The following is a 26,622-nucleotide window of genomic DNA, read 5'->3' as shown; positions in this document are numbered from 1 at the left end:
GAGACAAGAGGGAAGAAATTGTTATGTCGGAAAAGAAAATATCAGAAAAATCACTCGCGAATTTAAAGAAATACAATCAGGAATCCAATCAAATCACGAGAGAGTCTCTGGAAATTTCTCTCATGCAGTTACTGGAGAAGAAAGAACTCAAAAAGATCACGATTTCAGAGCTGGTTGAGCGAGCTGGAGTTTCCCGCGCAGCGTTTTACCGCAATTACAGCTCTAAGGAGCAGATTCTGGAAGAGATTTTTAAAAACACTGTTCAAGGTATTACGGATAAATTGGAAGAGTTTAACTTTAAAACTGAAATGTACCAAATTTGGCTTTTTCTTTTTAAGGAAGCCAAGAAAGAAGCTCGGGTTATCAGTCTAGCCATTGACTATAATTTTGAAAAGCTGCTGACTCAGGCCGTGTTTGACTTTTTGGAAAAGCGCAATCGCAATGCTAAGAAAACGACTAATTCTTACATGAATTCCTTCTGGAGTTCGGCAGTTGTTTCCGTTCTTTCCAAGTGGATTAAGGATGGCATGAAGGTTCCAGCTGAAAAAATAGCTTCTTTAGGCCTACCTCTTTTCCCACAGAAAAAGAAATCAAATAAAAACAAGTGAGTCATTAGGGCTCGCTTGTTTTTAGGTTCTGTAAGAAGCTGTTCAGTTCTTTTTGGTTCCTTAATTCGTAGAATTTCTGAGGAAAGGTTTGTCGGATTCTCTTATATCTTGCCAGTGCTGTCTGACGTCGTCCCTTCCAAAGAACCCAGCAGATAAACTCCCAGTCAAACTTTTCCGGGCAGCCTGGAGCCATGCTTTCTCTGGTCTGGTTGCGGTATTTTAGATAGCGTTTGAAAGCTCGATAGAGGCAGTTCCAGCGAGAGAAGTTCAGAAAGATGATTTGGTCGGCTTCTGCCATCCGCCGTTCATAAAAACACCAAGAGTAGTTGCCATCAATGACCCAGTCGGTATTTTTTGACAAAAAATTGTCCATTTGTTTTCGCATCCAATCACGATCACTATCTTTCCAGCCAGGTTGGAACTGCAATCCATCCATGTGAAGTTTGGGAATGGAGTAGTGGTTGGACAGTTGTGCTGCTAGAGTAGATTTGCCAGAACCGGAATAACCGATAATTGCTATTTTCATCCCTTTCTCCTTTGTGTGAGAAACAAAAAAAGCTCCTGAGAGCTCCCTTTGTATGCATTATTTAGCAAGTTTAGCTGAAAGGCGTGCTTTATCGCGGCTTGCTTTGTTTTTGTGGATCAAACCTTTTGTTTCTGCTTTATCGATAGCTGAGCTAGCAGCACGGAAAAGTTCTTCAGATGGGTTTGCTTCAAATGCTTTGATTGCAGTACGCATAGCTGACTTTTGAGCTGAGTTTTTTTCGTTATGTTTCACGTTCAATTCAGCGCGTTTGATAGCTGATTTAATGTTTGCCAAGTTGTTTCACCTCCATTGAAAATACTAACTATCTAATTATATATGAAAAGTTAGGATTTGACAAGCTTTTTTATTTTTTTAAGTAAATTTCATCAATTTCATGATTTTCGGCTTTGTGCAAGATAATTTCTGCCCGATTGCGGGTTGGCTCAATGTAGTCTAGCAGGTTGACAAGGTTAATGCTTTTCCAGACATTATGGGCGAAAGCTACCACTTCCTCTTCTGTTTGAGTGGTGAAGCGGTGGTAGTAGTTTTTGGGGTCGTTTTCAGCCAGTGTCAGTATTTTTTTAAAGCGATCTAGATACCAATTTTCAATATTTTCGACTTCAGCATCAACATAGATAGAAAAGTCAAAAAAGTCTGTCATATATAGGCGCTCGTTCTGAGGATTCTGGAAAACATTGATGCCTTCGACAATAACAAAATCAGCAGCCTTTACCTCTTGCATTTCCTGAGGGACGATATCATAAGTTTCATGCGAGTAGACTGGAATTTGGAAATCCTGACCGTTTTTTATGCTGTCCAGAAAGGAAAGAAGCAGCTCCATATTATAGCTTTCTGGGAAACCCTTGCGGTTTAAAATGCCATGATCTTCCAAGGTTTTATTCGGAAATAAAAAACCATCTGTGGTAACTAGCTCGACAGTTGCATTTGAAAAAGTCCGAGAAAGCAGAATCTGCAGCAAACGGCTGGTGGTGGATTTCCCAACGGCCACACTACCAGAAACTCCGATAATAAAAGGTTGTTTTCGGCTTTCCTTTTGTAGAAAAATCCCCTTGTAAAAAGCCAAGTCTTCCTTAGAACGTTTATAAATTTGAATGAGGTTAGTCAAGGGTAAATAAATGTCCGTCACATCCTGCAGGCTAATCTTGTCATTGAAACTCTTGATGGAGTTAAGTTCCGCCTGAGTCAGAGGCGGAGTTGTTTTACGGTGCAGGTTTTGCCAAGTATGGCGGCTGATTTTTTCAAAGTGAAGAAATTCGTTAGTCATAAGTTACTCCTGTATGATGGACTTTAGTATAACATACTTTTTGGAGAAATGAAAACGATTTACAAATCTAGGAAAATTATGATAAAATGGTTGTATGACTAAAATGTATTTTGCAGAAAATCCTGATGCCAAACACGATATTCATGAATTAAATGTGGAACTGTTAGGACAGCGGCTGACTTTTTTGACAGATGCTGGTGTCTTCAGTAAAAGGATGATTGATTATGGCAGTCGGGTCCTTTTGTCTGTCTTGGACTTTGAAGCTGGAGAACGGGTCTTGGATGTTGGCTGCGGCTATGGCCCTCTAGGTTTGAGCTTAGCCAAAGCGTACGGAGTGGCTGCGACCATGGTAGATATCAACCAGCGGGCCTTGGGCTTGGCTCAGCAGAATGCTGAGAGAAATCAGGTATCTGCTCATATCTTCCAGTCAAATGTTTATGAAAAGGTCAGTGGCATTTTCGACCATATTATCAGTAATCCGCCAATCCGTGCTGGTAAGCAAGTCGTGCACGAAGTCATCAGCGGAAGCTATGAGCATTTGACAGAAGGCGGTGATTTGACCCTTGTGATTCAGAAAAAGCAGGGAGCACCCAGCGCCAAGTCAAAAATGGAAGATGTTTTTGGAAATTGTGAGATTGTCAAAAAGGAAAAAGGCTACTATATATTAAGGAGTGAAAAATAAGATGCGTGCAGTTGATATTATCCAAAAGAAGAGAGACGGTTTAGAGCTGACCAGTCAGGAAATTCAATGGCTGATTGAGGGTTATGTGGACGGGACAGTGCCTGATTATCAGATGGCAGCCTTTGCAATGGCTGTCTATTTTAAGGGCATGACAACTAGGGAAATTTCGGACTTAACCATGACCATGGTTGGGACTGGTGAGCAGTTTGCCCTGTCAGAAATCGCAGGTATAAAAGTAGACAAACATTCCACCGGCGGTGTCGGTGACAAGGTGACCTTGGTCTTGGTACCTTTGGTAGCTAGCTTCGGTGTGCCCGTTGCTAAAATGAGCGGCCGTGGGCTGGGCCATACTGGAGGAACCATTGATAAATTGGAATCCATTAAGGGATTTCAGGTAGAGCGCAGTCAGGAAGACTTTATCAAGCAGGTGCAGGAAATCGGCTTGTCTGTAATCGGGCAGTCAGATCAGTTGGTGTTGGCGGATAAGCTACTCTATGCCTTGCGAGATGTAACAGCAACTGTTGATACGATCCCGCTGATAGCGAGCTCTGTTATGAGTAAGAAGATTGCTGCTGGTGCTGATAGCATCCTTCTGGATGTAACTGTTGGTGAAGGCGCCTTTATGAAAAATATAGATGATGCTCGTGTGTTAGCACGCACTATGGTGGATTTGGGCAAGGCTGTCGGCAGAAAAACAGTAGCCGTTCTGACTGATATGAGTCAGCCTCTGGGAACTAGCATCGGTAATCGTCTGGAAATTTTGGAGGCCTTGGATATCTTGCAGGGCAAGGGTCGTGAGGATATCACAACTTTTATTTGTGAGTTAGCTCAGATTATGCTCGGACTGGCAGATGTTGAGAAAACGGTGGAAGAAGTGAGAGAACAGCTGACCAATGGTGCTGCTTTGAAGAAATTTGAAGCTATGGTTGCAGCCCAGGGTGGTGACTTGGAAGACCTCTATCGTCCATCCAGAGCAGCTCATGTTTTAGAAGTTAGGGCTGAACAGGCAGGTTATATCACTGAACTGCCTGCCATGGAATTTGGACTCTTTGCCATGAGACTGGGAGCAGGACGGGCAGTTAAATCTGACGACTTGGATTATGAAACAGGAATTGTTTTTGGAAAGAAAGTCGGAGACAAGGTCGAAATTGGAGAAGTTTTCGCAAAAATTTATTCAAATGAAAAAATTTCTCAAGAACTAGTTACAGATTTTCAAAAAAATGTTAAAATAGGTGATGAAAGCGTTGCAGTAAGCGAGATTATCGAGGTTATTGCTTAATTCTAGGAGAAGCCAACATGAAATTAAACAAATACATAGACCATACGCTTTTAAAACCAGAAGCGTCAGAAGAGCAGATTCTGAAGTTAATTGAAGAAGCAAAAGTTTATGATTTTGCCAGTATCTGTGTCAATCCAACCTGGATAGAGTTTGCTGCGGAGCAGCTGAAAGGCTCAGATGTCAAGGTTTGTGTGCCAATTGGTTTTCCTTTAGGAGCCAACACTTCCGATGTGAAAGCTTTTGAAACGAAGGACGCAATCCAAAAGGGTGCTGGCGAAGTGGATATGGTCATCAATGTCGGTGCTCTGAAGTCTAAAAATTATGATTTGGTAGAGCGAGACATCCGTGCGGTTGTAGAAGCTGCTAACGGTACCTTGGTCAAGGTAATTCTGGAAACTTGCCTGCTGACAGATGAGGAAAAGGTTAAGGCCTGCCAATTAGCTCAGAAAGCTGGAGCTGATTTTGTTAAGACCTCTACAGGATTCTCAACTGGCGGTGCGACAGTCGAAGATGTTGCCCTCATGAGAAAAACAGTTGGTCCTGACATGGGCGTCAAGGCTTCTGGCGGTGCTCGTTCTTATGAAGACGCGCTGGCCTTTATTGAAGCAGGTGCGACTCGTATCGGAACTTCGGCCGGAGTGGCGATTATGAAGGGAGAAGAATCTAGTGGCGACTACTGAGTGGATTGACTTGGCTGTCCAAGCAAGCAAAAATGCTTATGTTCCCTATTCTCATTTCCCTATCGGAGCGGTTTTAGTCGCTAAAGACGGACGGGTATTTACCGGCGTTAATGTTGAAAATGCCAGTTTTGGTCTGACCAACTGCGGAGAGCGGACAGCTATATTTAAGGCGGTTTCAGAAGGAGCTTTAGACTTCGAGGAGCTGATTGTCTATGGTGAGACGGAAAAACCTATATCACCTTGTGGTGCCTGCCGCCAAGTAATGGCAGAATTTTTTTCTGAGGATCTAAAAGTGACCTTGGTCGCTAAAGATAAATCGACGGTCGTGATGACGGTCAAGGAATTACTTCCATATTCTTTTACAGATTTAACATAAGTCTGTTATCGGTCATCTGACCAAACTCAAACTTGCAACTGTGTTGCACATCTTATTTAGGAGGTTCAGAAATGAACAAAAAACAATGGCTAGGTCTTGGTCTAGTAACTGTCGCAGCATTCGGACTTGCTGCATGTGGAAACCGTGCTTCTCGCTCAGATTCTTCAAACGCGAAAACTGATTTGAAGGCTGCTATCGTAACTGATACTGGCGGTGTTGATGATAAGTCATTTAACCAGTCTGCATGGGAAGGCTTGCAAGCTTGGGGTAAAGAAAACGGTCTTTCTAAAGATAATGGTTTTACTTACTATCAGTCTAATGATGAGTCTCAATATGCGAATAACCTAAACCAAGCTGCTACGGATGGTTATAATTTAGTATATGGTATCGGATTTGCCCTTCGTGATGCGGTTGAATCTGCTGCCCAAGATAACACAGACATCAATTATGTTATTGTTGATGATGTTATCGAAGGAAAAGAGAATGTTGCTTCAGCTATTTTTGCTGACAATGAAGCTGCTTACCTTGCTGGTGTTGCTGCTGCAAAAACTACTAAGACAAAACAAGTTGGTTTCATAGGTGGTATAGAAGGCGCAGTTATCACACGTTTTGAAAAAGGTTTCGAAGCTGGCGTGAAATCAGTTGACCCGTCTATCAAGATTCAAGTAGACTATGCTGGCTCATTTGGTGATGCTGCTAAAGGTAAAACAATTGCTGCTGCTCAATATGCTGCAGGTGCAGACGTGGTTTACCAAGTTGCTGGTGGAACTGGTGCTGGAGTATTTAACGAAGCTAAGTCAATCAACGAAACAAGAAATGAAGATGAAAAAGTTTGGGTACTCGGTGTTGACCGTGACCAAACTGAAGAAGGTAAATACAAGTCTAAGGATGGTAAAGAGTCTAACTTTGTTTTAGCATCAAGCTTGAAACAAGTTGGTAAGACTGTCCAAGACATTGCTAACCAAACTGCTAAAGGTAAATTCCCAGGCGGTAAAACTACAACCTTCGGTCTGAAAGACGGTGGAGTTGACTTGACAACTACAAACCTGTCAGAAGATGCGAAAAAAGCCGTTGAAGAAGCGAAAGCAAAAATCCTTGACGGCAGCATCACTGTTCCTGACAAATAAAACAATTTAAGAGCGATCCGACCGTGTAGGGTCGCTTCTTTTTGAAATTGAGACGCCTTTGTGTCAATAGAATTTATTAGCACTGGCTGTGCTAGTAAATTTTATTGAAATAAAATGAAATTCTGGAAAGGAAAGAGCCATGACACATGAAAATGTCATTGAAATGCGAGAAATTACCAAGATTTTTGGTGAATTTGTAGCCAATGATAAAATCAATTTGGAACTCAGAAAAGGTGAAATTCACGCTCTTTTGGGAGAAAATGGTGCCGGCAAGTCAACCTTGATGAATATGCTGGCTGGCCTGCTTGAGCCGACCAGCGGTGAGATTGTAGTGAATGGAAAGTCAGTTAAACTGGACTCTCCATCAAAGGCGGCCTCACTTGGTATCGGGATGGTGCACCAGCACTTTATGCTTGTTGAAGCTTTTACTGTCGCTGAAAATATCATCCTTGGAAGTGAAATCACAAAAAATGGTGTGTTGGACTTGAAAGGTGCCACTAAAGAAATTAAGGAACTTTCTGAGAAATACGGCTTGGCAGTTGATCCATCTGCTAAGATTGAAGATATTTCTGTCGGTGCCCAGCAGCGGGTTGAAATTCTGAAAACTCTTTATCGTGGGGCGGACATTCTCATCTTTGACGAGCCGACAGCCGTTCTGACGCCAGCTGAGATCGATGAATTGATGAAAATCATGAAGAATCTCGTCAAAGAAGGAAAATCTATTATTCTTATCACTCACAAGTTGGATGAGATTCGGGCAGTTTCTGACCGAGTAACGGTTATTCGTCGCGGAAAATCCATTGAAACAGTCGAAATTGCTGGTGCAACTAACCAAGATTTGGCTGAAATGATGGTGGGCCGGGCTGTTTCCTTCAAGACTGCGAAAGAGCCTGCTAATCCTCAAGAAACTGTCTTGTCAATAAAAAATCTTGTTGTTGAAGAAAACCGTGGTGTTCCAGCTGTTAAGGGACTTTCTCTTGATGTCCGAGCTGGTGAGATTGTTGGTATTGCTGGGATTGATGGCAATGGTCAAACCGAGCTGATTCAGGCTATTACAGGACTTAGAAAAGCTAGCTCTGGCGAGATTACAATTAAGAACCAGTCTATTATTGGTAAGCAGCCGCGGCAGATAACTGAAATGAAAGTCAGCCACGTTCCTGAAGACCGTCACCGTGATGGTTTGGTCCTGGCAATGTCCATTTCTGAAAATATTGCTCTGCAGACTTACTATAAAGAACCGCTCAGTAAAAATGGAATCCTGAACTATGGTAACATTTATTCTTACGCACGCAAGTTGATGGATGAATTTGATGTTCGGGCGGCTAGTGAATATGTACCTGCTTCAGCTCTTTCAGGAGGAAACCAGCAGAAAGCTATCATTGCTCGGGAAATGGATCGCGATCCAGACCTTCTGATTGTCAGTCAGCCAACTCGCGGACTTGATGTGGGGGCGATTGAATACATTCATAAACGCTTGATTGAAGCACGGACTCAAGGCAAGGCTGTCCTAGTTGTTAGCTTTGAGCTAGACGAAATCCTCAATGTTTCTGATAGAATCGCCGTTATCCACGATGGTAAGATTCAGGGAATTGTAACTCCAGAGGAAACTAATAAGCAAGAGCTTGGTATTCTCATGGCTGGTGGTAAGATTCAGAAGGGAGCTTCAAATGTCTAAAAAAACACAACAGATTGCAGTTCCTTTAATCTCAGTTCTTCTAGGGATTTTATTGGGAGCGGTTGTCATGGCCATCTTTGGTTATGATGCTATCTGGGGGTATGAATCCCTCTTTAAAACAGCTTTTGGTTCTTTGAGAAGTTTGGGTGAGATTTCTCGTGCGATGGGACCTCTGATTCTCATTGGTTTGGGCTTTGCTGTAGCTAGCCGTGCTGGATTCTTTAATGTTGGGCTTCCAGGACAGGCTTTGGCCGGCTGGATTATGGCTGGCTGGTTTGCACTTTCCTTCCCCAATTTACCTCGTCCACTGATGTTATTGGCGACTGTAGTCATTGCAGCAGTAGCTGGTGGTATTATCGGATCTATTCCAGGAATTCTGCGTGCTTATCTGGGAACGAGTGAAGTCATCGTAACCATTATGATGAACTATATTGTTCTTTTTGTTGGAAATGCCCTTATTCATAGTTTCCCAGAATCTGTGATGCAGAGTGTTGACTCTAGTAAGCGTGTCAGTGCCAATGCGATTTATCAAACAGAGTGGTTGAGAAGTCTTACGTCTAACTCTCGGATGAATATCGGTATCTTCTTTGCCTTGATTGCAGTAGTGGTTATTTGGTATTTGCTTAAGAAAACAACGCTTGGTTTTGAAATTCGTGCTGTAGGGCTTAATCCAAATGCATCTGAATATGCAGGGATGTCATCTAAGCGTACTATTATCATATCTATGATTATTTCAGGTGCTCTTGCAGGACTTGGAGGAGTAGTAGAAGGACTTGGGACTTATCAGAATGTCTTTGTTCAAGGAAGTTCCCTGAGTGTTGGTTTCAATGGTATGGCGGTAAGTCTCTTGGCAGCCAATTCTCCAATTGGAATCCTCTTTGCAGCCTTCCTATTTGCGGTCCTGAGTGTGGGTGCTCCAGGTATGAACGTCGCTCAGATTCCAACAGAACTTGTAAACATCGTAACAGCTTCTATTATTTTCTTTGTCAGCGCCCATTATTTGATTGAGCGTATGACAGGTATGACTATCTTTGATTTTCTTAAAAATCGTCGTCAAGAAGCTAAAAAAGTGAAGGAGGGAAACTAGGATGAATATTGTAACGGTATTAAGTTTATTAGTATCATCTATGCTGATTTATGCGGCTCCCTTGATTTTCACAAGTATTGGCGGGGCTTACTCTGAACACGCTGGTGTGGTTAATGTCGGCTTGGAAGGAATCATGGTTATGGGGGCTTTTACAGGTGTTCTCTTTAACCTGACTTTCGAGAAGAGCTTGGGTAGCGCGACTCCGTGGCTTTCTTTGGTTGCTGCTGGTTTAGTCGGTGTTGTCTTCTCTCTTATCCATGCTGTGGCAACCATTACCTTCCGTGCGGATCACGTTGTGAGTGGTACAGTGCTGAACTTGCTTGCGCCAGCCTTGGCGATTTTCCTTGTTAAAGCTATTTATAACAAGGGACAAACAGATAATATTCAGCGTTCGTTCGGGAAGTTTAATTTCCCTGTCCTGTCTGATATTCCAGTCTTGGGAGATATTTTCTTCAAGCATACAAGCTTGGTTGGTTATCTTGCCATTGCTTTCTCTTTCCTTGCTTGGTTTGTCATGTTTAAGACTAAATTCGGGCTCCGTCTTCGCTCAGTCGGAGAGCATCCGCAGGCAGCAGATACCTTGGGGATTAATGTTTACCTCATGCGTTATTGCGGTGTCATGATCTCTGGTCTGCTTGGTGGTATTGGTGGAGCTATTTATGCTCAGTCAATCTCTGTTAACTTTGCTGTGACAACTATCGTAGGTCCAGGATTTATCGCCTTGGCAGCTATGATTTTTGGTAAATGGAGTCCTATTGGTGCCATGTTGGCGAGTCTCTTCTTTGGAGCTTCCCAAAGTTTGGCGGTTATCGGGAACCAGTTGCCATTGCTTTCAAGCGTTCCAACGGTTTATCTGCAGATTGCGCCATACGTCTTGACGATTGTAGTCCTTGCGGCATTCTTTGGTAAAGCTGTTGCTCCGAAAGCGGATGGTATCAACTATATCAAGTCTAAATAAACCTTTACATCAGTTCTTTGGAGCTGATGTTTTTTGGTATTTGAAAGAAGCTATAATCATAGGAATAGAAAAAGCCTACTTCAAGTGAAGCGGGCTTTTTAAGATTAGTTGGTTGCAATTTCATTTAGCAGGTCTTCTGCAGTGGTGGTTGGGTTTACGCGAACGCGGTTGAGTGAGAGTAAGCCATTGGATAGAGAAGCTAGTCCGTTATTGGTTGTCAGTCCCATCTTGTAGCCAAGGCTTTCAGCAATCTGCAAGGTTGCATCACTGTATCGTCCAGATGGATAGGCAACGGTTGTTGTGGTTTGAGACAGTTCTTTGTCCAAGTAAGACTTGGAGTCTTTTAACTCAATTTTTTGTTGGTCTTCTGCAGTCGCTGAGAGGTCAGGATGGTTGACGGTATGGTCTTCAAAAGACATGCCTTTGTCCTTCATTTCCTTTATCTCATCTAGCGTCAGCATATCTTCACGACCCGCTTGAACAAATCCAGTAATGACATTATTGGTTGCTTTCATGTCATATTTCTGAAGAAGTGGAAAGGCATTAGTATAGAAGTCCTTTAGACTATCATCGAAGGTCAGCCAGACGACTTTTTTGTTTTCTGGCAAGACGTTCTCCGTTAGGACCTTGTACGCTTCAGCTGGTGTCAGTGGGTAGTAGCCTGCGTTTTTTAAAGCTTTTAGATGACTTTCAAATGTGTCTGGATCTACAATCAAACCGGCGTTAGCTGCTTCTGATGGATCCATGACGTGAATGGCATGATACATCAAAATAGGAACTTGAACTGGCTGGTCTTGCTTGACCCATTTAATCTTGTCCTTACTTCTGTCATCCGAAGTAGTCTTTTTTTCCCGAGTCGGTGCTGACGAAGTTTTAGATGAAGTAATGACTTGGTTCGTTGACACGTTATTAGCTTCTTTTTGGTTGTGCGAGTTTTGCAGCTTGGCTAGTAAAGAAAAGCCACCTACAATCAAGACAAGAAAAAGTAATAAACTCGTTAAAGAAAGCAAAATAGCTCTTTTTCTAGCTTTGCGTTGCTGCATGCGATTTCCTCGGTGTTTTCCTGTCATAATATCTCCTTTTTTAAAAAAATTACAATTCCTTGCGGAAATTTACATCTATTATAACAAATAAAGAAGTAGTTTTGTAGGCATTTTTATATAATTTTGTTATAATATTTTTTATACAAGAAATTTTCAAGGAGTGCTTCATGTCTATTAAAATAGCTTTACTTGGTTTTGGAACAGTGGCCAGTGGTGTGCCTTTTTTGCTGAAAGAAAATGGAGAAAAAATCGTTCAAGCAGCTCATTCAGAGATTGAGGTTGCTAAAGTATTGGTCAAAGATGATGCTGAAAAAGAGCGTCTTTTAGCAGCTGGAAATGACTTTAATTTTGTCACAAATGTTGAAGAAATCCTGAACGATTCTGAGATTAGCATCGTTGTAGAATTGATGGGACGGATTGAGCCAGCGAAAACGTTCATCACTCGTGCTCTTGAAGCTGGCAAACATGTGGTAACGGCCAATAAGGATTTGCTGGCTGTTCATGGAGCAGAGTTGCTAGAAATTGCTCAAAAGCAAAATGTAGCTCTCTACTATGAAGCAGCTGTTGCCGGTGGAATTCCAATCCTCCGTACCTTGGTTAATTCACTGGCTTCTGACAAAATCACCCGTATCTTGGGTGTTGTCAATGGAACCTCTAACTTTATGATGACCAAGATGGTGGAAGAGGGTTGGTCTTATGAAGACGCTCTTGCTGAAGCACAACGCCTTGGCTTTGCTGAAAGCGACCCAACCAATGACGTAGATGGCATTGATGCGGCTTACAAGATGGTCATTCTTAGTCAGTTCGCTTTTGGTATGAATGTTAAGTTTGAAGATGTGGGTCATCAGGGAATTCGTCATATCACACCAGAAGATGTGGCTGTTGCTCAAGATCTGGGCTATGTAGTCAAGCTGGTTGGTTCTATCGAAGAAACAGCATCAGGTATTGCAGCAGAAGTAGCTCCAACATTTCTGCCTAAAGCGCATCCTTTGGCTAGTGTCAATGGGGTAATGAACGCCGTCTTTGTCGAATCCATCGGCATCGGAGAATCCATGTACTACGGACCAGGAGCAGGTCAAAAACCAACTGCAACTAGTGTTGTGGCAGATATTGTCCGTATTAGCCGCCGTTTGAATGAAGGAACAGTTGGCAAGGCCTTTAATGAATTCAGCCGTGAGCTAGTGCTGGCTAAGCCAGAAGATGTGAAGAGCAGCTATTATTTCTCTATCTTGGCACCTGACTCTAAAGGTCAAGTTCTGCATTTGGCTGAGATTTTCAATGCTGAGGATATTTCCTTTAAGCAGATTCTGCAGGAAGGTACAGATGGTGAGAAGGCTCGCGTGGTGATTATTACCCATGCTGTCAGCAAGACACAGCTGGAAAATGTCACTGCTAAGCTCAAAGAAGTTGCTGAGTTTGATTTGCTCAATACCTTCAAAGTATTAGGAGATTAAGATGAAAATTATTGTACCAGCGACCAGTGCCAATATCGGTCCTGGCTTTGACTCTGTTGGAGTAGCCCTGTCAAAATATCTGGAAATTGATGTCTTGGAAGAAAGTCAGGAGTGGGTGATTGAGCATGACCTTAATCCGAGAATTCCTAAGGACCGGCGCAATCTATTGGTTAAGATTGCCCTGCAGTTGGCTCCAGATATCCAGCCACATCGTTTGAAAATGACCAGTGATATTCCATTGGCTCGCGGACTGGGGTCTTCTAGCTCGGTCATTGTGGCTGGGATTGAATTGGCCAACCAGCTGGCTCACCTTAATTTGTCGGATTATCAGAAGCTAAAAATCGCTACAAAGATTGAAGGCCATCCTGACAATGTTGCGCCGGCTATTTATGGTAATTTGGTCGTATCTAGCTCGTCTAGAAATCAGGTATCGGCTGTGGTGGCGGATTTTCCAGAAGCCGACTTCATCGCCTATATCCCAGACTATGAGCTTCGGACGGTCGAGAGTCGTAGGGTCTTGCCAAATCGCCTTTCTTACAAAGAAGCTGTGGCGGCCAGCTCCATTGCCAATGTTGCGATTGCTGCTCTTTTAAAAGGTGATATGAAAATCGCTGGTCGGGCTATCGAGTCAGATTTGTTCCACGAAAAATACCGTCAGCCTTTGATCAAGGAATTTTCAGATATTAAGTTCTTGGCTAGAAAAAATGGCTCCTATGCGACCTACATCTCAGGAGCGGGACCTACTGTTATGGTCTTATCACCTAAGAACAAGACAGAGAAGATTTACCAGCTTTTGCAAAAACAGAATTTCGAGGGGCAAATCTTCCGACTTCAGGTAGACACAGAGGGCGTCCGGGTAGAAAAATAAATCATCAAGAGGTTTTCTATGAGCCTCTTTTTTCTTTTCTAAGCTATGGAGTTGATATCCCTATCTTTTTATACCTAACTGTGCTATAATGGGTCTAGCTTAAAGGAGGATAATTCACTTTATGGATCATTTAGAATTACAGGCTTTAGCGACTGAGCTAGGCTTACAGTTTGATGAATTTTTGTCTCTTGTCTTCGGACAGATAGAAGGTTACACACTCTATATTGAGCCCACAGAGCAAAGAAAGCAATATAGGATTTGTTTTTCTGTTAAGGCTGGCGATGCTTTTACTGCGCCAAATTCCTTTGATGATTTGATTAAAAACTCAGAGGTTCTAACCAGTAGCCAACTGAATCACTACAAGCTAGTACTTTATGCTAAAGCTAAAACCAATGAAGCTCTTGCACAAGCTGTTCAAGAAGCACTTGTCTTTTTCAAGGAAAGAGGATTTGTAAATGTTTGTGAGCAGAGTGGTGAGCCTGGGCAGATTGATGTCTATCAATTGGGAGGAAATATCCTGATTTTGTCACGACAAAGCTTTGAAAGTCTGAGTTCAGGTCTTTCGCTGGAAAACCAGATCTATGACAATCAGAAAGAAAGTATCGTTGGTGGTATTGTCGGTGCTTTTGTCGGCAGTCTCATTGGTGGAGCGGTAATCTTATTGATTGCGCAGATGAATTATGTGGCTGTTGCTGGAGGATTGGCTATGGGTTACTGTACTATTAAAGGGTATGAGTTGCTGGGTAAAAAGCTATCTAAAGCAGGTATTGCTATTAGTATCGTGTTTATGGTCTTGGTGACTTTCTTAGTCAATCAGTTTGACTATGCTTTGTTACTTGTTCGAGAATATCCAGACGCGAATGTATTTGATGCCTTTTCAGCTGTCAACGAATCAATTTTTAATGGAATCATCCCAGATAACTATTGGTTCAACTTGATTTTGCTCTATGTTTTCACTGGAGCAGGAGCTTTCGGCGCCATCAGGAATGCTCTTTCTAGTCAAACACAGCGTTTTACTACTAGGCAATTATAATCATTAAAAAGCTGACCTTTCTCAGCTTTTTCTTTGTAATCTATCGTAAATGCCATAGATTTTTGATATAATAGAGTGTATTTTGTTTACATAAAAGAGAGAAAATCATGCAAAAACTAGAGAAATTAAAATCTGAATTAGAGGGAATCGACATTCGCTTCAACGAGCCTTTGAGTCAATACACCTACACAAAGGTCGGGGGTGCAGCCGATTTCTTAGTTTTTCCCCGCAATCGTTATGAGCTGGCTCGTATTGTCAATTTTGCTAATCAAGAAGACATTCCTTGGATGGTGCTGGGAAATGCCAGTAATATCATTGTGCGAGATGGCGGTATCCGAGGTTTCGTGATTATGTTTGACAAGCTCAACAATGTAGCAGTAGATGGCTATATGATTGAGGCAGAGGCTGGAGCTAATCTGATTCAGACAACCCATATCGCCATGCAGAACAGTCTGACTGGCTTTGAGTTTGCCTGTGGTATTCCGGGCAGTGTCGGCGGAGCTGTCTTTATGAACGCTGGGGCTTATGGCGGCGAGATTGCTCATGTCTTGGTGTCTTGCAAGGTACTGACTCCTCAGGGCCAAGTCAAAACGCTGGATGTTCGGGATATGAAGTTTGGCTATCGTCACTCACTGGTACAGGAAACGGGCGATATTGTTATTTCTGCTAAGTTTGCTCTTTCTCCTGGTGTTCACAGAACGATTCGTCAGGAAATGGAACGTTTAACCCATCTGCGGGAGCTCAAGCAGCCTTTGGAATATCCGTCCTGCGGCTCTGTTTTCAAGCGTCCTTTGGGTCACTTTGCTGGTCAGCTCATTAGTGAAGCAGGCCTCAAGGGGCACCGTATCGGTGGTGTAGAGGTATCTGAGAAACATGCCGGCTTTATGATTAACGTCGATAAAGGGACGGCTCAAGATTATGAAAATCTTATCGCTCATGTGATTGAAAGGGTGCGAGAAAATTCAGGTATTACTCTGGAGCGCGAAGTTCGCATCATTGGTGAATCTCTGTAAGACAGATTGGTTTCCAGTAGAAGTATGCTGGATAAGGAACTGCAGCTGGCTGCAACTTAGTAAGGGGGTGAAAGCCTATCGACACGGAATTTATAAAGGGCCTTTACAGCCCTCACGAGGTAGCAGCGGTCTGACAGAACCCTTAATCTGTTAATACGAGAAAGAAGGAATTTATGACAATTGAAAAAACCAATCATCGAGTTTAAAAACGTTTCAAAAGTTTTTGAAGATAATAATACTATCGTTCTGAAAGATATTAATTTCGAGCTGGAAGAAGGGAAATTCTATACTTTGCTGGGCTCTTCCGGCTCTGGAAAATCAACGATTCTGAACATTATTGCCGGTCTTTTGGACGCGACAGACGGGGATATTTTTCTTGATGGCGTCCGCATCAATGATATTCCCACTAATAAACGAGACGTCCACACGGTTTTTCAGTCCTATGCACTGTTTCCGCATATGAATGTTTTTGAAAATGTAGCCTTTCCGCTGCGTCTGCGCAAGGTTGATAAAAAAGAAATTCAAGAGCGGGTTGCAGAAGTGCTGAAAATGGTTCAGCTGGAAGGTTTTGAGCGCCGTTCTATTCGTAAATTGTCGGGCGGTCAGCGCCAGCGTGTAGCCATCGCGCGGGCAATCATTAATCAGCCGCGGGTTGTTTTGCTGGATGAGCCGCTCTCTGCTCTGGATTTGAAGCTGCGCACGGACATGCAGTATGAGCTGCGGGAATTGCAGCAGCGTCTGGGTATTACCTTTGTCTTTGTCACACATGACCAAGAAGAAGCCCTGGCTATGAGTGACTGGATTTTCGTTATGAATGACGGTGAAATTGTTCAGTCGGGAACGCCTGTCGATATTTATGACGAGCCTATTAACCACTTTGTTGCAACCTTCATTGGTGAGTCCAATATTCTGCCAGGTAAGATGATTGAAGACTATCTGGTTGAGTTTAACGGCAAGCGCTTTGAAGCAGTGGATGGCGGGATGCGTCCAAATGAATCTGTTGAAGTGGTGATTCGGCCGGAGGACTTGCGGATTACCCTGCCAGAAGAAGGCAAGCTGCAGGTTAAAGTTGATACACAGCTTTTCCGTGGCGTTCACTATGAGATTATTGCTTATGATGAACTGGGCAATGAATGGATGATTCACTCGACTCGCAAGGCCATTGTCGGTGAAGAAATTGGTCTGCATTTTGAGCCTGAGGATATCCACATCATGCGTCTCAATGAAACAGAAGAAGAATTCGATGCCCGTATCGAAGAATATGTAGAAGTAGAAGAGCAAGAAGCGGGTCTGATCAATGCTATTGAGGAGGAACGCGATGAAGAAAACAACCTCTAATCTTTTTCTCTTGCCTTACCTGCTCTGGATTTTCCTTTTTGTCTTGGCACCTGTTGTCATGATTATCTGGAAATCCTTCTTTAACATTGAAGGCCAGTTTACGCTGGAAAACTACCAGACCTACTTCACATCGCAGAACTGGACCTATCTCAAAATGAGTCTGAATTCGGTCCTTTATGCAGGGATTATTACTGTTGTAACCCTGCTGATTTCCTATCCGACTGCATTCTTTTTGACTCAGCTCAAGCACAAGCAGCTCTGGCTGATGCTGATTGTCCTGCCGACCTGGATCAATCTCCTGCTCAAAGCTTATGCTTTCATTGGTATTTTTGGTCAGAATGGCTCAATCAATCAATTTCTGACTTTTATCGGAGTAGGACCGCAGCAGATTCTCTTTACAGACTTTTCATTTATCTTTGTAGCCAGCTACATTGAGCTGCCTTTCATGATTCTGCCCATTTTCAATGTTCTGGATGATTTGGATCCAAATCTTATCAATGCCAGCTATGACTTGGGAGCTAATCGCTGGGAGACTTTCCGTCGGGTTGTTTTCCCTTTGTCCTTGAATGGTGTCAGAAGTGGAGTGCAGTCAGTCTTTATCCCTAGTCTCAGCCTTTTCATGCTGACCCGCTTAATCGGTGGTAATCGAGTAATTACTCTGGGAACTGCCATTGAGCAGCACTTCCTGACCACTCAGAACTGGGGCATGGGCTCTACTATCGGAGTGGTGCTGATTGTTGCTATGCTCTTTACCATGTGGGCAACCAAGGAAAGGAGAGGGCGATGAAAAAAATTGCAAATCTCTATCTGGCCTTTGTCTTTTTGGTGCTCTACATTCCCATCTTTTACCTGATTGCTTATGCTTTTAATGCAGGGGAAGACATGAATCGCTTTACAGGCTTCAGTCTCAGTCATTTTCAGAATCTCTTTGAGGATTCAAGGCTGATTCTGATTTTGGTTCAGACTTTCTTTCTGGCTTTCCTGTCTTCATTGATAGCGACGCTGATTGGGACTTTTGGCGCCATCTATATCTATCAAGCTCGCAAGAAGTATCAGGATGCCTTTCTGTCTATCAACAATATCCTTATGGTAGCGCCGGATGTCATGATTGGGGCCAGTTTCCTGATTCTCTTTACTACTGCAAAATTCCAGCTGGGCTTCCTGTCTGTGCTGGCTAGCCATGTGGCCTTTTCTATTCCGATTGTGGTGCTGATGATTCTTCCGCGTTTGAAGGAAATGAATGATGATATGATTAAGGCTGCTTATGACCTAGGCGCCAGTCAATTGCAAATGCTGAAAGAAATCATGCTGCCTTATCTGACTCCAGCCATCATCGCTGGCTACTTCATGGCTTTTACCTATTCGCTAGATGATTTTGCTGTGACCTTCTTCGTTACTGGCAATGGCTTCTCGACTCTGTCTGTTGAGATATACTCCCGCGCTCGTCAGGGAATTTCTCTGGAAATCAATGCCCTGTCAGCCTTGGTCTTTCTCTTCAGCATTGCTTTGGTAATTGGGTATTACTTTATCACCCGTGAGAAGGAGGAGACTGTATGAGAAAGCTCTATTCATTTTTAGCGGGGATTCTGCTGATTATCTTAGTTTTGTGGGGTGTCAGTTACCAGATTGAAAGTCGAACGCAGAGTAAGGAAAGCGATAAGTTAGTTATTTACAACTGGGGTGACTATATCGATCCTGAGCTCTTGGCTGAGTTTACGAAGGAAACTGGTGTCCAAATCCAGTACGATACATTTGACTCCAATGAAGCCATGTATACAAAAGTGAAGCAAGGCGGCACAACCTATGACATTGCCATTCCTAGTGAATATATGATTGCCAAGATGATGAAGGAAGGTTTGGTGGAGAAGCTAGATCATAGCCAGATTAAAGGCTTGGAAAATATCGGATCTGATTTTTTAAACCAGCCTTTTGATCCTGGAAATCAGTACTCGATTCCTTATTTTTGGGGAACGCTGGGTATTGTCTACAATGAAAAAATGGTTGATAAAGCTCCAGAGCATTGGAATGACCTCTGGCGTCCTGAATACAAAAACTCCATCATGATGATTGATGGGGCTCGTGAAGTCATGGGACTTGGTCTGAACTCGGATGGCCATAGTCTAAACTCCAAAGATGCAGATCAGTTGCAGGAGGCTGTTGATAAGCTCTACACCCTGACGCCAAACATCAAGGCCATTGTGGCCGATGAGATGAAAGGATACATGATTCAGAACAATGCAGCTATCGGCGTGACCTTTTCTGGTGAGGCCCGTCAGATGCTGGAGGCCAATGAAGACCTGCGCTATGTCGTGCCAACAGAAGCCAGCAATCTTTGGTTTGACAATATTGTCATTCCTAAAACAGTCAAAAATAAAAAAGCAGCCTATCAGTTTATTAACTTTATGCTGAGACCGGAGAATGCTTATAAAAATGCCCTTTATGTCGGCTATTCGACACCAAATCTTCCTGCCAAGGCCATGCTGCCTAAGGAAATTCAGGAAGATGAGGCTTTTTATCCGACTGAGGAAACGATGAAACATCTGGAAGTTTATGAGCAGTTGGGCCCTAAATGGTTGGGAACCTACAACGACCTCTATCTTCAAGTCAAGATGTATCGTAAGTGATCATCAAACAAGGTTGCTTGATGAATACAAGAAAAACGCCTGGCTCAATGAGCTGGGCGTTTGCTGCTTGCTTAGTTTGAAGCTTCTGTCTGAGTGTTGGTTGCCGTGTCTTGGCTCTGGCTAGAAGCGGTAGTGTCGCCTGCTGCTGTATCTGCCGCAGAGCTAGATGCACTAGTCTCAACTGCTGCTGTATCGCTGCTAGAAGCAGCGGTATCAGTTGCAGTTGTTGAAGCAGGGCTGCTTGTTTCTTTTTCAATTTCCTTGATGATAGTAGTCGTTGCAGTAGAGCTGCTGGTATCAGTTTTTGATTTTTCATCCTTTTGGCCTGTCAGATTCATGATCGTGATGCTGGCAATGATGATAGACAAGATACTGGCAACCGTTGCAATAGTCTTTTGGAAGGCTGAAAGGCCGGTTTTAATATGCTGTTTAGTAGGTTTTTTAGATGATTTTGTCTTATTTTTATTACTACGAGAATAGTTTTCCATGCTTGCAAGAATCTCCTTTTAAAATTTCAATGATTTCTTATCTCTCATTATACGTTTTTTATCTGAAAATGTCTTTAAAAAATCAAATTTTTATTTATGAAAACGCACACAGAAGATTGCTCTTAAGAAAAGAGGCTGCCCAAATTTAGATTGAGCAGCTTCTTGAGCTAGAATAGCAAAGTAATTACGCCTTCTCATCTTGGAGTGCCGCTTGAGCGACAGCCAGCCTAGCTGCTGGAACCCGATAAGGAGAGCAGGAAACGTAGGTGATACAAATTTCTTGGAAGAAGGGGATGGAAGTAGGATCACCACCGACCTCGCCACAGATGCCGATAGGAAGTTCAGGCTTGACTTGACGACCCTTACTGATGGCTATCCGCATCAATTCACCAACACCCGCTTGGTCGATACTTTGGAAAGGATCAAAAGGAAGGATTTCTTTCTCCTTATAATGGCCGATGAATTTTCCAATATCGTCTCGTGAGAAACCGTAGGTCATCTGGGTCAAGTCGTTAGTACCAAAGCTGAAGAAGTCTGCTTCCTGAGCCAGCTGATCTGCAACCAGACAGGCACGCGGAAGTTCAATCATGGTGCCAATTTCATAAGGGAAAGGCTCCAGACCTTGATGCCTAAAGAGCTTGTTGATATGTTGGATGAGAAAGGATTTGACAGAGTCTAGCTCGGCCTTGTCTGCAATCAGCGGAATCATGATTTCTGGCTTGACAGTCAATCCTTCTTGACTCAGCTTGATAGCACTCTTGAAGACTGCTTCGACCTGCATCTCGTAAATCTCTGGTTGCGTAATCCCCAGACGGCAGCCGCGGTGACCCAGCATAGGATTACTTTCTTGCAGTTGCTCAATGCGGCGAGTCAGTTTTTCTGGCGATTTGTGGAGTTTGTCAGCCAATGCTTTGATTTCCTGAGAATCTTTAGGCAAGAATTCATGCATTGGTGGATCCAAAAGTCGTATAATCATCGGTTTTTCCTGAACCGCTTGGAACATTTGGTAGAAGTCATTTTCTTGGAATTCCAGCAGTTTTTTGAGGGCGGATCTGGTTTCTAATTCATTGTCAGCCAGGATCAGGCGCCGCATTTCCAGAATCCGTTCCTGACCAAAGAACATGTGTTCGGTACGAGCCAGACCAATGCCCTTTGCCCCAAACTTAATAGCTGTTTTCAGATCCTGAACGGTCTCAGCGTTGGCACGGACTTTGAGCTGTGCGACTTCGTCTGCCCATGAAAGCAGTCGTTGGAGTTCTTGGTCATTTTCGATTAGGACAGTCGGAATCTCACCGCTATAAATGCGCCCCGAGCTGCCATCTACTGAAATGACGTCACCCTCAGTCAAAACAAGACTTCCGCAGGAAACAGTTTTGCTTTCCTCGCTGATGGTCAGCTCTCCACAGCCAGCCACACAGCAGGTTCCCATTCCCCGGGCTACGACGGCTGCGTGAGAGGTCATACCGCCCTGACTGGTTACGATGGCCTGGCTGACGACCATACCTTCAATGTCTTCAGGTGAAGTTTCCTGACGGACTAAAATGACCTTTTTACCCAAGGAGTGGTAGTCTTTGGCGCGCTCAGCTGTAAAGACAATCTCACCAGTTGCAGCACCAGGGCTTGCTGGCAATCCTTGAGCCAAGAAAGTAGCATCTTGCAGAGCTTTTTCTTCAAATACAGGATGGATGAGTTGGCTAATCGTAGCAGGAGATACGCGCTGGAGAGCTTCTTTTTTGCTGATAATGCCCTCGTCTACCAGATCTAAGGCGATTTTCAAAGATGCCTTGGCAGTTCGTTTACCGTTTCTAGTTTGGAGAATATAGAGTTTACCCTTTTCAATGGTAAATTCAATATCTTGCATGTCCTTGTAGTGATTTTCGAGAATCTTAGCATAGTCTTGGAAGGCTGCATAGGCCTGAGGGAGAGCTGTCTCAAGTGCAGCGATAGGCTCAGGTGTCCGAATACCGGCTACGACATCCTCTCCTTGAGCATTGAGCAAAAATTCGCCAAATAGCTGATGCTCACCGCTGGCAGGGTTTCTCGTAAAGACAACTCCTGTACCACTGGCTTGGTCGCTATTTCCGAAAACCATGGCTTGGACATTCACCGCAGTTCCCAAGTCATGAGGAATATCATTCAAGTTGCGGTAAACCTTAGCTCGAGGGTTATTCCAAGACTTGAAGACGGCCTTGATAGCTGCATAGAGCTGTTCTTTTGAGCTTTGCGGGAAGGTTTGATGATGCTCACGATAAAGCTGCTTGTACTGGTCAATCAACGCTTGATGTTCTTCCAGTGTGAAATCCTTGGCCTGTTTGCCAGCATTCTTTTCAAAATAGCCCAAGAGGTCATCGAACTCGTCTTTGGAAATGCCATAAACCACATCAGCAAACATTTGCAGCAGACGTCGGTAGCAGTTGTAGGCAAAGTCAGCATTAGTCTGCTCAGCCAGAGTCTGGGTTCTTAAATCGTTTAGACCTAGATTGAGAATAGTGTCCATCATGCCCGGCATGGAAAACTTGGCTCCGCTTCGAACAGACACTAAGAGCAAGGCTGAGTCGTTGCCACTGAAATATTTACCTGTTTTTTCTTCTAATTCAGTAACCGTTTTCAAAACATCTTCTTTTAAAGAAGATTCAAAGAAATAAGGACTTTCTAAATATTCGATACAGCTTTCTGTGGTAATAGTAAAACCTGGAGGGACAGGCAGTCCCAAATTGGTCATTTCAGCTAGGTTGGCTCCTTTTCCGCCAAGCAGAGCTTTGTCATCTGCACATCCTTCCTCGAAGGAGTAAATCCATTTCGCCATATTTACCTCCAAAATTATGAAATATGTGTCATATTGTAGGACAACTACATTGTAATATACATCACATATATTTGTCAACCGAAAAAAGCATCCTATTTTATTGACAATTTTTATTTTTTTGTTATAATGTGTTACAAAATGATGATTATTTAAACGTCTGAAAATGAAATATGAGTAATAATAACAACTTTTAAGAGAAATCAGGCTAATCATCTATTATAAAGAAATAAGGAGTCAGACCTATTTGAAATTAAGCGAACGGCAAAAGAAAATTGTAGAAATTGTAAAAGAACACCAGCCACTCAGCGGTGAGAAAATCTCTGAATTACTAGATATTTCTCGGGCTACCCTGCGCTCGGACCTGTCTTTTCTGACCTTGGTTGGGATTTTGAAGGCTACGCCTAAAGTTGGCTACACATACTCGGGCTCAGATTTAGAGACGCTTTTCTTTTTCGATACCTTTCGAAAGGAAGTGGCAGAGATTATGACTTCGCCTGTTTTGGTATCTCATGATTCTTTTATTCAAGATGCCATTATTACATTATTTATGTATGATGCGGATGTTCTCTATGTCATTGATGAGCATAAGCTGCTCTTGGGGATTTTGTCGCGTAAAGACTTGCTGCGGGCTTCGCTCAATACTAACATTGACAGCACACCCGTAGCGGTCTGCATGACCCGAATGCCCCATATTAAAACTTGCTACAAGGATATGAATATTTTGGAAGCGGCAGCAGTTTTGCAGGATTTTGCGATTGATTCACTCCCGGTAGTCGATGAGGATAATGAGCGTAAAATTTTAGGAACTGTGACCAAGTCAGCTCTGCTGGATTATATTATTCAAGAGGCTAGAAGCGCTGAGGTTAATAGATAAGAGGAATGAACATGAAGAAAGAAATTATTGTTTACAGCATTTCAGATTCTTTGGGGGGGACTTCGCAGAAGTTGCTGTCTGCAGTGACAGCCCAGTACCCAGATATTATTTTTAATAACAGCTATCGTTTTCCATTTATCAACAAAGAAGAAGAATTGCTGGATATTCTGCGCGATGCCATCAAGGACGATGCCCTTGTTATTAGCACTCTGGTTGATGGCAAGCTAGCAGCTGTAGCTAGAGAGTTCAGTCAGGCCAATGGCCTTGCTTATCTGGATTTGATGCATCCATTTTTTGAGATTATCAGAGAAAAGACGGGCACCAGTCCTATAGAGGTGCCGGGTACCTTGCACCGGCTGGACACTGAGTATTTTAATAAAATTTCCGCTATTGAGTTTGCGGTCAAATACGACGATGGCAAGGCGCCACAAGGTTTTTTAGATTCAGATTTGGTGCTCTTGGGCGTCTCTCGTACATCCAAAACGCCACTCAGTATTTATCTGGCTAATAAAGGCTACAAGGTTTCCAACCTGCCTTTGATTCCAGAAGTTCCTCTTCCTCAGGTCTTGGATAAGGTTGATCCAGAGAGGATTATCGGCCTCTTATGCGAACCAGAAAAACTGTCTAAGATACGCAGCAATCGCTTGAATTCTCTGGGATTGACCCAGTCGACCAGCTACACAGATCTGGAAAAGATATACGAAGAACTAGACTACTCAAAAGAAGTCTTTAAAAAGTATAGGGCACATGTCATCAATATCACGGACAAATCAATCGAGGAGACAGCTTTCTTGATTGAAGACCATTTAAAGAAATTGAGATAAGAGAGAAGATTGAGAAAGCGGTTATAGAGTGAGGGCTGAAGATGGAGCAATATAAGCGTATTTTACTGAAAGAATTTGACAGTCGCCAGAAAGTCATTACAGAGCTGACCAACCTAGAGGCAATTTTGAACTTGCCCAAAGGGACGGAGCTGTATATCAGTGACATTCACGGTGAGTTTGCTGCATTTGACTATATTTTGAGAAGCTGTGCAGGTATCCTCAATGAGAAGATTAAGGACTGTTTTGGGGACAGCTTGTCAGAAGCTCATAAGGACCGGCTCTCAGCGCTGGTTTCCTATCCTGAGCTTGTGCTGGGGGAAGAAACTAAAGGCAAAGACTGGTATCAGGAAACTATTCCCCAGCTCTTGAACTTGCTGGCTTTTGCAGGTGCCAAATACAGTCGCTCCAAGGTTAGAAAGGCCTTGCCGCCCCAGTATGCCTATATTATAGAGGAGCTCCTCTATAGTGACAGGGCTTTGGCTGATAAAAAGTCCTATTATGAGAATATCCTGACTTATGTGATTGAGCTGAGAGAAGCGGCGCCCTTTATCCTAGGCTTGGCCCGAAGTATCCGGCGGTTGTTGATTGACCATCTGCATGTGGTTGGAGATATTTTTGACCGAGGAGCTGGCAGCGCTCAGGTCATGGATGAACTGCAGCATTTTCACTCGCTCGATATTCAGTGGGGCAATCACGACATTATCTGGATGGGAGCCTTTTTTGGCTCTAAGGCTTGCTTACTCAATGTGCTGCGCATAGCAGCTCGCTATGGCTATCTCTGGGATATTGAGAAAGATTATGGTTTAAACCTGCGCTCCTTGACCCTTTTTGCGGACAAGACTTACCAGTCTAATCCTAAGTTTAGGCCTATTCTTGGTGCTAGAGAGCAGGAGTTTTCAGATGAGGAAATTCTGCAGCTGGAAAAGGTTCACCAAGCCTTAGCGATTATCCAGTTCAAGCTGGAAAATCAACTCATCAAACGACGGCCTGAATTCCAGATGCAGGACCATGTTATGCTGGACAAGATTGATTATTGGGAAGAAAGTGTTACGATTGACGATACCAAGCATCCCATGGTTAACACCTGCTTCCAAACTATCAATCCTGAAAACCCGTCAGCTTTGACGCCAGAAGAAAATCAAGCTGTAGAAAGTATGCTGGCCTCATTCCAAAGTTCTCTTAAGATGGCTGAGCATATGAGTCTTCTGATGAACAAGGGCTCTATGTATAAGATTTACAACCATCACTTGCTTTTTCACGGCTGCATTCCTCTGGAGCCGTCAGGAGAATTCCAGCCTTTCATTCTCAATCAAGCCCATTATGCAGGCAAGGAATTGCTGGATTTCTTTGAGTATCATATTCGACAGTCGGCCAAGAACAAGGAAGTGGGGGATGATTTGTCGACTGATTTGATTTGGTATTGCTGGAAAGGTAAGCTGTCGCCCTTGTTTGGAAAAGAAAAGATGACTACCTTGGAGCGCTATTTCATTGAAGATAAGGACACCCACAAGGAAGTGGAAAATTCTTATTTTTCTTATCGTAATTCTGAGAAAGTCTGTCAGCTGATTCTGGAAGAATTTGGCCTCTTTTCTCAAGAGTCTAGGATGGTCAACGGTCATACTCCGGTTAAGACGGGCAAGGGAGAGTCGCCTATCCGTGGTGGCGGTTTGCTCTTTGTCATTGATGGTGGTCTCTGCAAGGCCTATCAGAAGAAAACTGGAACGGCCGGCTATTCACTGCTCAATAATTCCTATGGTTTCCAGTTGGTGACCCATCAGCCTTTCCAAAATGCTCAAAAAGTCGTTGAATCGCCTTTTGCTCAAACCTCCCTGAAAAAGGTGATTGAAAATGTAGAGGAACGAACCCTTATCAAATCTACTACCATTGGTCAGAGCTTGTTAGCTCAACAACAGGAACTCTTTAGCTTGCTGCATGAGTTTTATGACCGGTGATATTTAGCCCTAAGTTTTTACA

Annotated in this window: 26 protein-coding genes; 20 read left to right on the top strand and 6 right to left on the bottom strand. The window is 43.2% G+C overall.

Going from position 1 to position 26,622, the window contains the following annotated elements; translation table 11 throughout:
• The first annotated feature begins 23 nt into the window (after nt 1–23).
• A complete protein-coding gene (locus O3620_RS10435) occupies nt 24–608 on the top strand; it encodes a TetR/AcrR family transcriptional regulator (RefSeq protein ID WP_002906696.1) in 585 nt (194 codons plus the stop codon).
• 4 nt (nt 609–612) lie between these two features.
• Here the strand turns inward: O3620_RS10435 and O3620_RS10430 are convergent, their stop codons facing one another.
• The 3 genes from O3620_RS10430 to coaA form a co-directional block, all read right to left on the bottom strand.
• Nucleotides 613–1,134 (bottom strand): DNA topology modulation protein, encoded by a 522-nt coding sequence (locus tag O3620_RS10430; RefSeq protein WP_371601710.1) that lies wholly within the window; start codon nt 1,132–1,134, stop codon nt 613–615.
• A gap of 57 nt (nt 1,135–1,191) precedes the next feature.
• A complete protein-coding gene (gene rpsT, locus O3620_RS10425; RefSeq protein ID WP_002895661.1) occupies nt 1,192–1,428 on the bottom strand; it encodes a 30S ribosomal protein S20 in 237 nt (78 codons plus the stop codon).
• A 70-nt stretch (nt 1,429–1,498) separates the two neighbouring features.
• Complete coding sequence (gene coaA, locus O3620_RS10420; protein ID WP_371601709.1) at nt 1,499–2,419, bottom strand: type I pantothenate kinase; 921 nt, start codon at nt 2,417–2,419, stop codon at nt 1,499–1,501.
• Nucleotides 2,420–2,513: 94 nt separating this feature from the next.
• On the opposite strand from coaA, the gene O3620_RS10415 reads away from it, so the two are divergent.
• The 8 genes from O3620_RS10415 (at nt 2,514) to O3620_RS10380 (ending at nt 10,283) form a co-directional block, all read left to right on the top strand.
• Nucleotides 2,514–3,101, top strand: coding sequence for a class I SAM-dependent methyltransferase (locus tag O3620_RS10415; protein ID WP_002919129.1), 588 nt, complete (start codon nt 2,514–2,516; stop codon nt 3,099–3,101).
• Nucleotide 3,102: 1 nt separating this feature from the next.
• Complete coding sequence (locus tag O3620_RS10410) at nt 3,103–4,380, top strand: pyrimidine-nucleoside phosphorylase (protein ID WP_002919127.1); 1,278 nt, start codon at nt 3,103–3,105, stop codon at nt 4,378–4,380.
• A 17-nt stretch (nt 4,381–4,397) separates the two neighbouring features.
• Nucleotides 4,398–5,060 carry a deoxyribose-phosphate aldolase gene (gene deoC, locus O3620_RS10405; protein ID WP_002917363.1) on the top strand — a complete coding sequence of 221 codons (663 nt, stop codon included), beginning with the start codon at nt 4,398–4,400 and terminating at the stop codon, nt 5,058–5,060.
• Complete coding sequence (locus tag O3620_RS10400) at nt 5,047–5,436, top strand: cytidine deaminase (protein WP_002917362.1); 390 nt, start codon at nt 5,047–5,049, stop codon at nt 5,434–5,436. Before deoC ends, O3620_RS10400 begins: the two co-directional genes overlap by 14 nt.
• Nucleotides 5,437–5,507: 71 nt before the next feature.
• Complete coding sequence (locus O3620_RS10395; RefSeq protein WP_002897688.1) at nt 5,508–6,563, top strand: BMP family protein; 1,056 nt, start codon at nt 5,508–5,510, stop codon at nt 6,561–6,563.
• A 139-nt stretch (nt 6,564–6,702) separates the two neighbouring features.
• Entirely contained in the window at nt 6,703–8,238 is a 1,536-nt protein-coding gene (locus O3620_RS10390; RefSeq protein WP_002917361.1) for an ABC transporter ATP-binding protein, read from the top strand.
• Nucleotides 8,231–9,325 (top strand): ABC transporter permease, encoded by a 1,095-nt coding sequence (locus O3620_RS10385; protein ID WP_002917360.1) that lies wholly within the window; start codon nt 8,231–8,233, stop codon nt 9,323–9,325. Before O3620_RS10390 ends, O3620_RS10385 begins: the two co-directional genes overlap by 8 nt.
• 1 nt (nt 9,326) lies before the next feature.
• Nucleotides 9,327–10,283: an ABC transporter permease gene (locus tag O3620_RS10380; protein WP_002919124.1), complete on the top strand. Its 957-nt coding sequence runs from the start codon at nt 9,327–9,329 to the stop codon at nt 10,281–10,283.
• 104 nt (nt 10,284–10,387) lie between these two features.
• Here the strand turns inward: O3620_RS10380 and O3620_RS10375 are convergent, their stop codons facing one another.
• On the bottom strand, nt 10,388–11,353 hold the full coding sequence (locus tag O3620_RS10375) for a polysaccharide deacetylase family protein (protein ID WP_002917357.1): 966 nt from the start codon (nt 11,351–11,353) through the stop codon (nt 10,388–10,390).
• A gap of 140 nt (nt 11,354–11,493) precedes the next feature.
• Here O3620_RS10375 and O3620_RS10370 point away from each other — a divergent pair, with 140 nt between their 5' ends.
• From O3620_RS10370 to O3620_RS10335, 8 genes are all read left to right on the top strand, one after another.
• Entirely contained in the window at nt 11,494–12,780 is a 1,287-nt protein-coding gene (locus O3620_RS10370; RefSeq protein WP_002919121.1) for a homoserine dehydrogenase, read from the top strand.
• A 1-nt stretch (nt 12,781) separates the two neighbouring features.
• A complete protein-coding gene (gene thrB, locus O3620_RS10365) occupies nt 12,782–13,648 on the top strand; it encodes a homoserine kinase (RefSeq protein WP_002919120.1) in 867 nt (288 codons plus the stop codon).
• Between the two features lie 121 nt (nt 13,649–13,769).
• The gene (locus O3620_RS10360; protein ID WP_002919119.1) at nt 13,770–14,681 is read left to right on the top strand and encodes a hypothetical protein; all 912 of its coding nucleotides are present in this window, start codon (nt 13,770–13,772) and stop codon (nt 14,679–14,681) included.
• 107 nt (nt 14,682–14,788) lie between these two features.
• The gene (gene murB / locus O3620_RS10355) at nt 14,789–15,694 is read left to right on the top strand and encodes a UDP-N-acetylmuramate dehydrogenase (RefSeq protein ID WP_002919118.1); all 906 of its coding nucleotides are present in this window, start codon (nt 14,789–14,791) and stop codon (nt 15,692–15,694) included.
• A 180-nt stretch (nt 15,695–15,874) separates the two neighbouring features.
• On the top strand, nt 15,875–17,032 hold the full coding sequence (locus O3620_RS10350; protein WP_002919117.1) for an ABC transporter ATP-binding protein: 1,158 nt from the start codon (nt 15,875–15,877) through the stop codon (nt 17,030–17,032).
• Nucleotides 17,013–17,819 carry an ABC transporter permease gene (locus O3620_RS10345; RefSeq protein ID WP_002895634.1) on the top strand — a complete coding sequence of 269 codons (807 nt, stop codon included), beginning with the start codon at nt 17,013–17,015 and terminating at the stop codon, nt 17,817–17,819. The genes O3620_RS10350 and O3620_RS10345 overlap by 20 nt, the downstream gene beginning before the upstream one ends.
• The gene (locus O3620_RS10340) at nt 17,816–18,589 is read left to right on the top strand and encodes an ABC transporter permease (protein WP_002900472.1); all 774 of its coding nucleotides are present in this window, start codon (nt 17,816–17,818) and stop codon (nt 18,587–18,589) included. The genes O3620_RS10345 and O3620_RS10340 overlap by 4 nt, the downstream gene beginning before the upstream one ends.
• Complete coding sequence (locus O3620_RS10335; RefSeq protein WP_002919116.1) at nt 18,586–19,656, top strand: ABC transporter substrate-binding protein; 1,071 nt, start codon at nt 18,586–18,588, stop codon at nt 19,654–19,656. Before O3620_RS10340 ends, O3620_RS10335 begins: the two co-directional genes overlap by 4 nt.
• Nucleotides 19,657–19,727: 71 nt before the next feature.
• Here O3620_RS10335 and O3620_RS10330 read toward each other — a convergent pair whose 3' ends face one another.
• Both O3620_RS10330 and ppdK read right to left on the bottom strand, forming a co-directional pair.
• Nucleotides 19,728–20,144, bottom strand: a complete 417-nt coding sequence (locus tag O3620_RS10330; RefSeq protein WP_002919114.1) for a DUF6556 family protein — start codon at nt 20,142–20,144, stop codon at nt 19,728–19,730.
• Between the two features lie 184 nt (nt 20,145–20,328).
• On the bottom strand, nt 20,329–22,950 hold the full coding sequence (gene ppdK / locus O3620_RS10325) for a pyruvate, phosphate dikinase (protein ID WP_371601708.1): 2,622 nt from the start codon (nt 22,948–22,950) through the stop codon (nt 20,329–20,331).
• A 244-nt stretch (nt 22,951–23,194) separates the two neighbouring features.
• On the opposite strand from ppdK, the gene O3620_RS10320 reads away from it, so the two are divergent.
• Genes O3620_RS10320 through O3620_RS10310 form a run of 3 tightly spaced genes read left to right on the top strand, consistent with a single transcriptional unit; the run spans nt 23,195 to nt 26,600 of the window.
• Nucleotides 23,195–23,824 carry a CBS domain-containing protein gene (locus tag O3620_RS10320; RefSeq protein WP_002915339.1) on the top strand — a complete coding sequence of 210 codons (630 nt, stop codon included), beginning with the start codon at nt 23,195–23,197 and terminating at the stop codon, nt 23,822–23,824.
• A 5-nt stretch (nt 23,825–23,829) separates the two neighbouring features.
• Nucleotides 23,830–24,648 (top strand): pyruvate, water dikinase regulatory protein, encoded by an 819-nt coding sequence (locus tag O3620_RS10315; protein WP_004187109.1) that lies wholly within the window; start codon nt 23,830–23,832, stop codon nt 24,646–24,648.
• Between the two features lie 41 nt (nt 24,649–24,689).
• Complete coding sequence (locus tag O3620_RS10310) at nt 24,690–26,600, top strand: fructose-1,6-bisphosphatase (RefSeq protein WP_371601707.1); 1,911 nt, start codon at nt 24,690–24,692, stop codon at nt 26,598–26,600.
• The last annotated feature ends 22 nt before the right edge of the window (nt 26,601–26,622 follow it).

Source organism: Streptococcus sp. 27098_8_134, assembly GCF_041431675.1.
GTDB lineage: Bacteria > Bacillota > Bacilli > Lactobacillales > Streptococcaceae > Streptococcus > Streptococcus sanguinis_R.
Note: the sequence above shows the minus strand (reverse complement) of the source record. Positions and strands in the feature narration are given on the sequence as shown.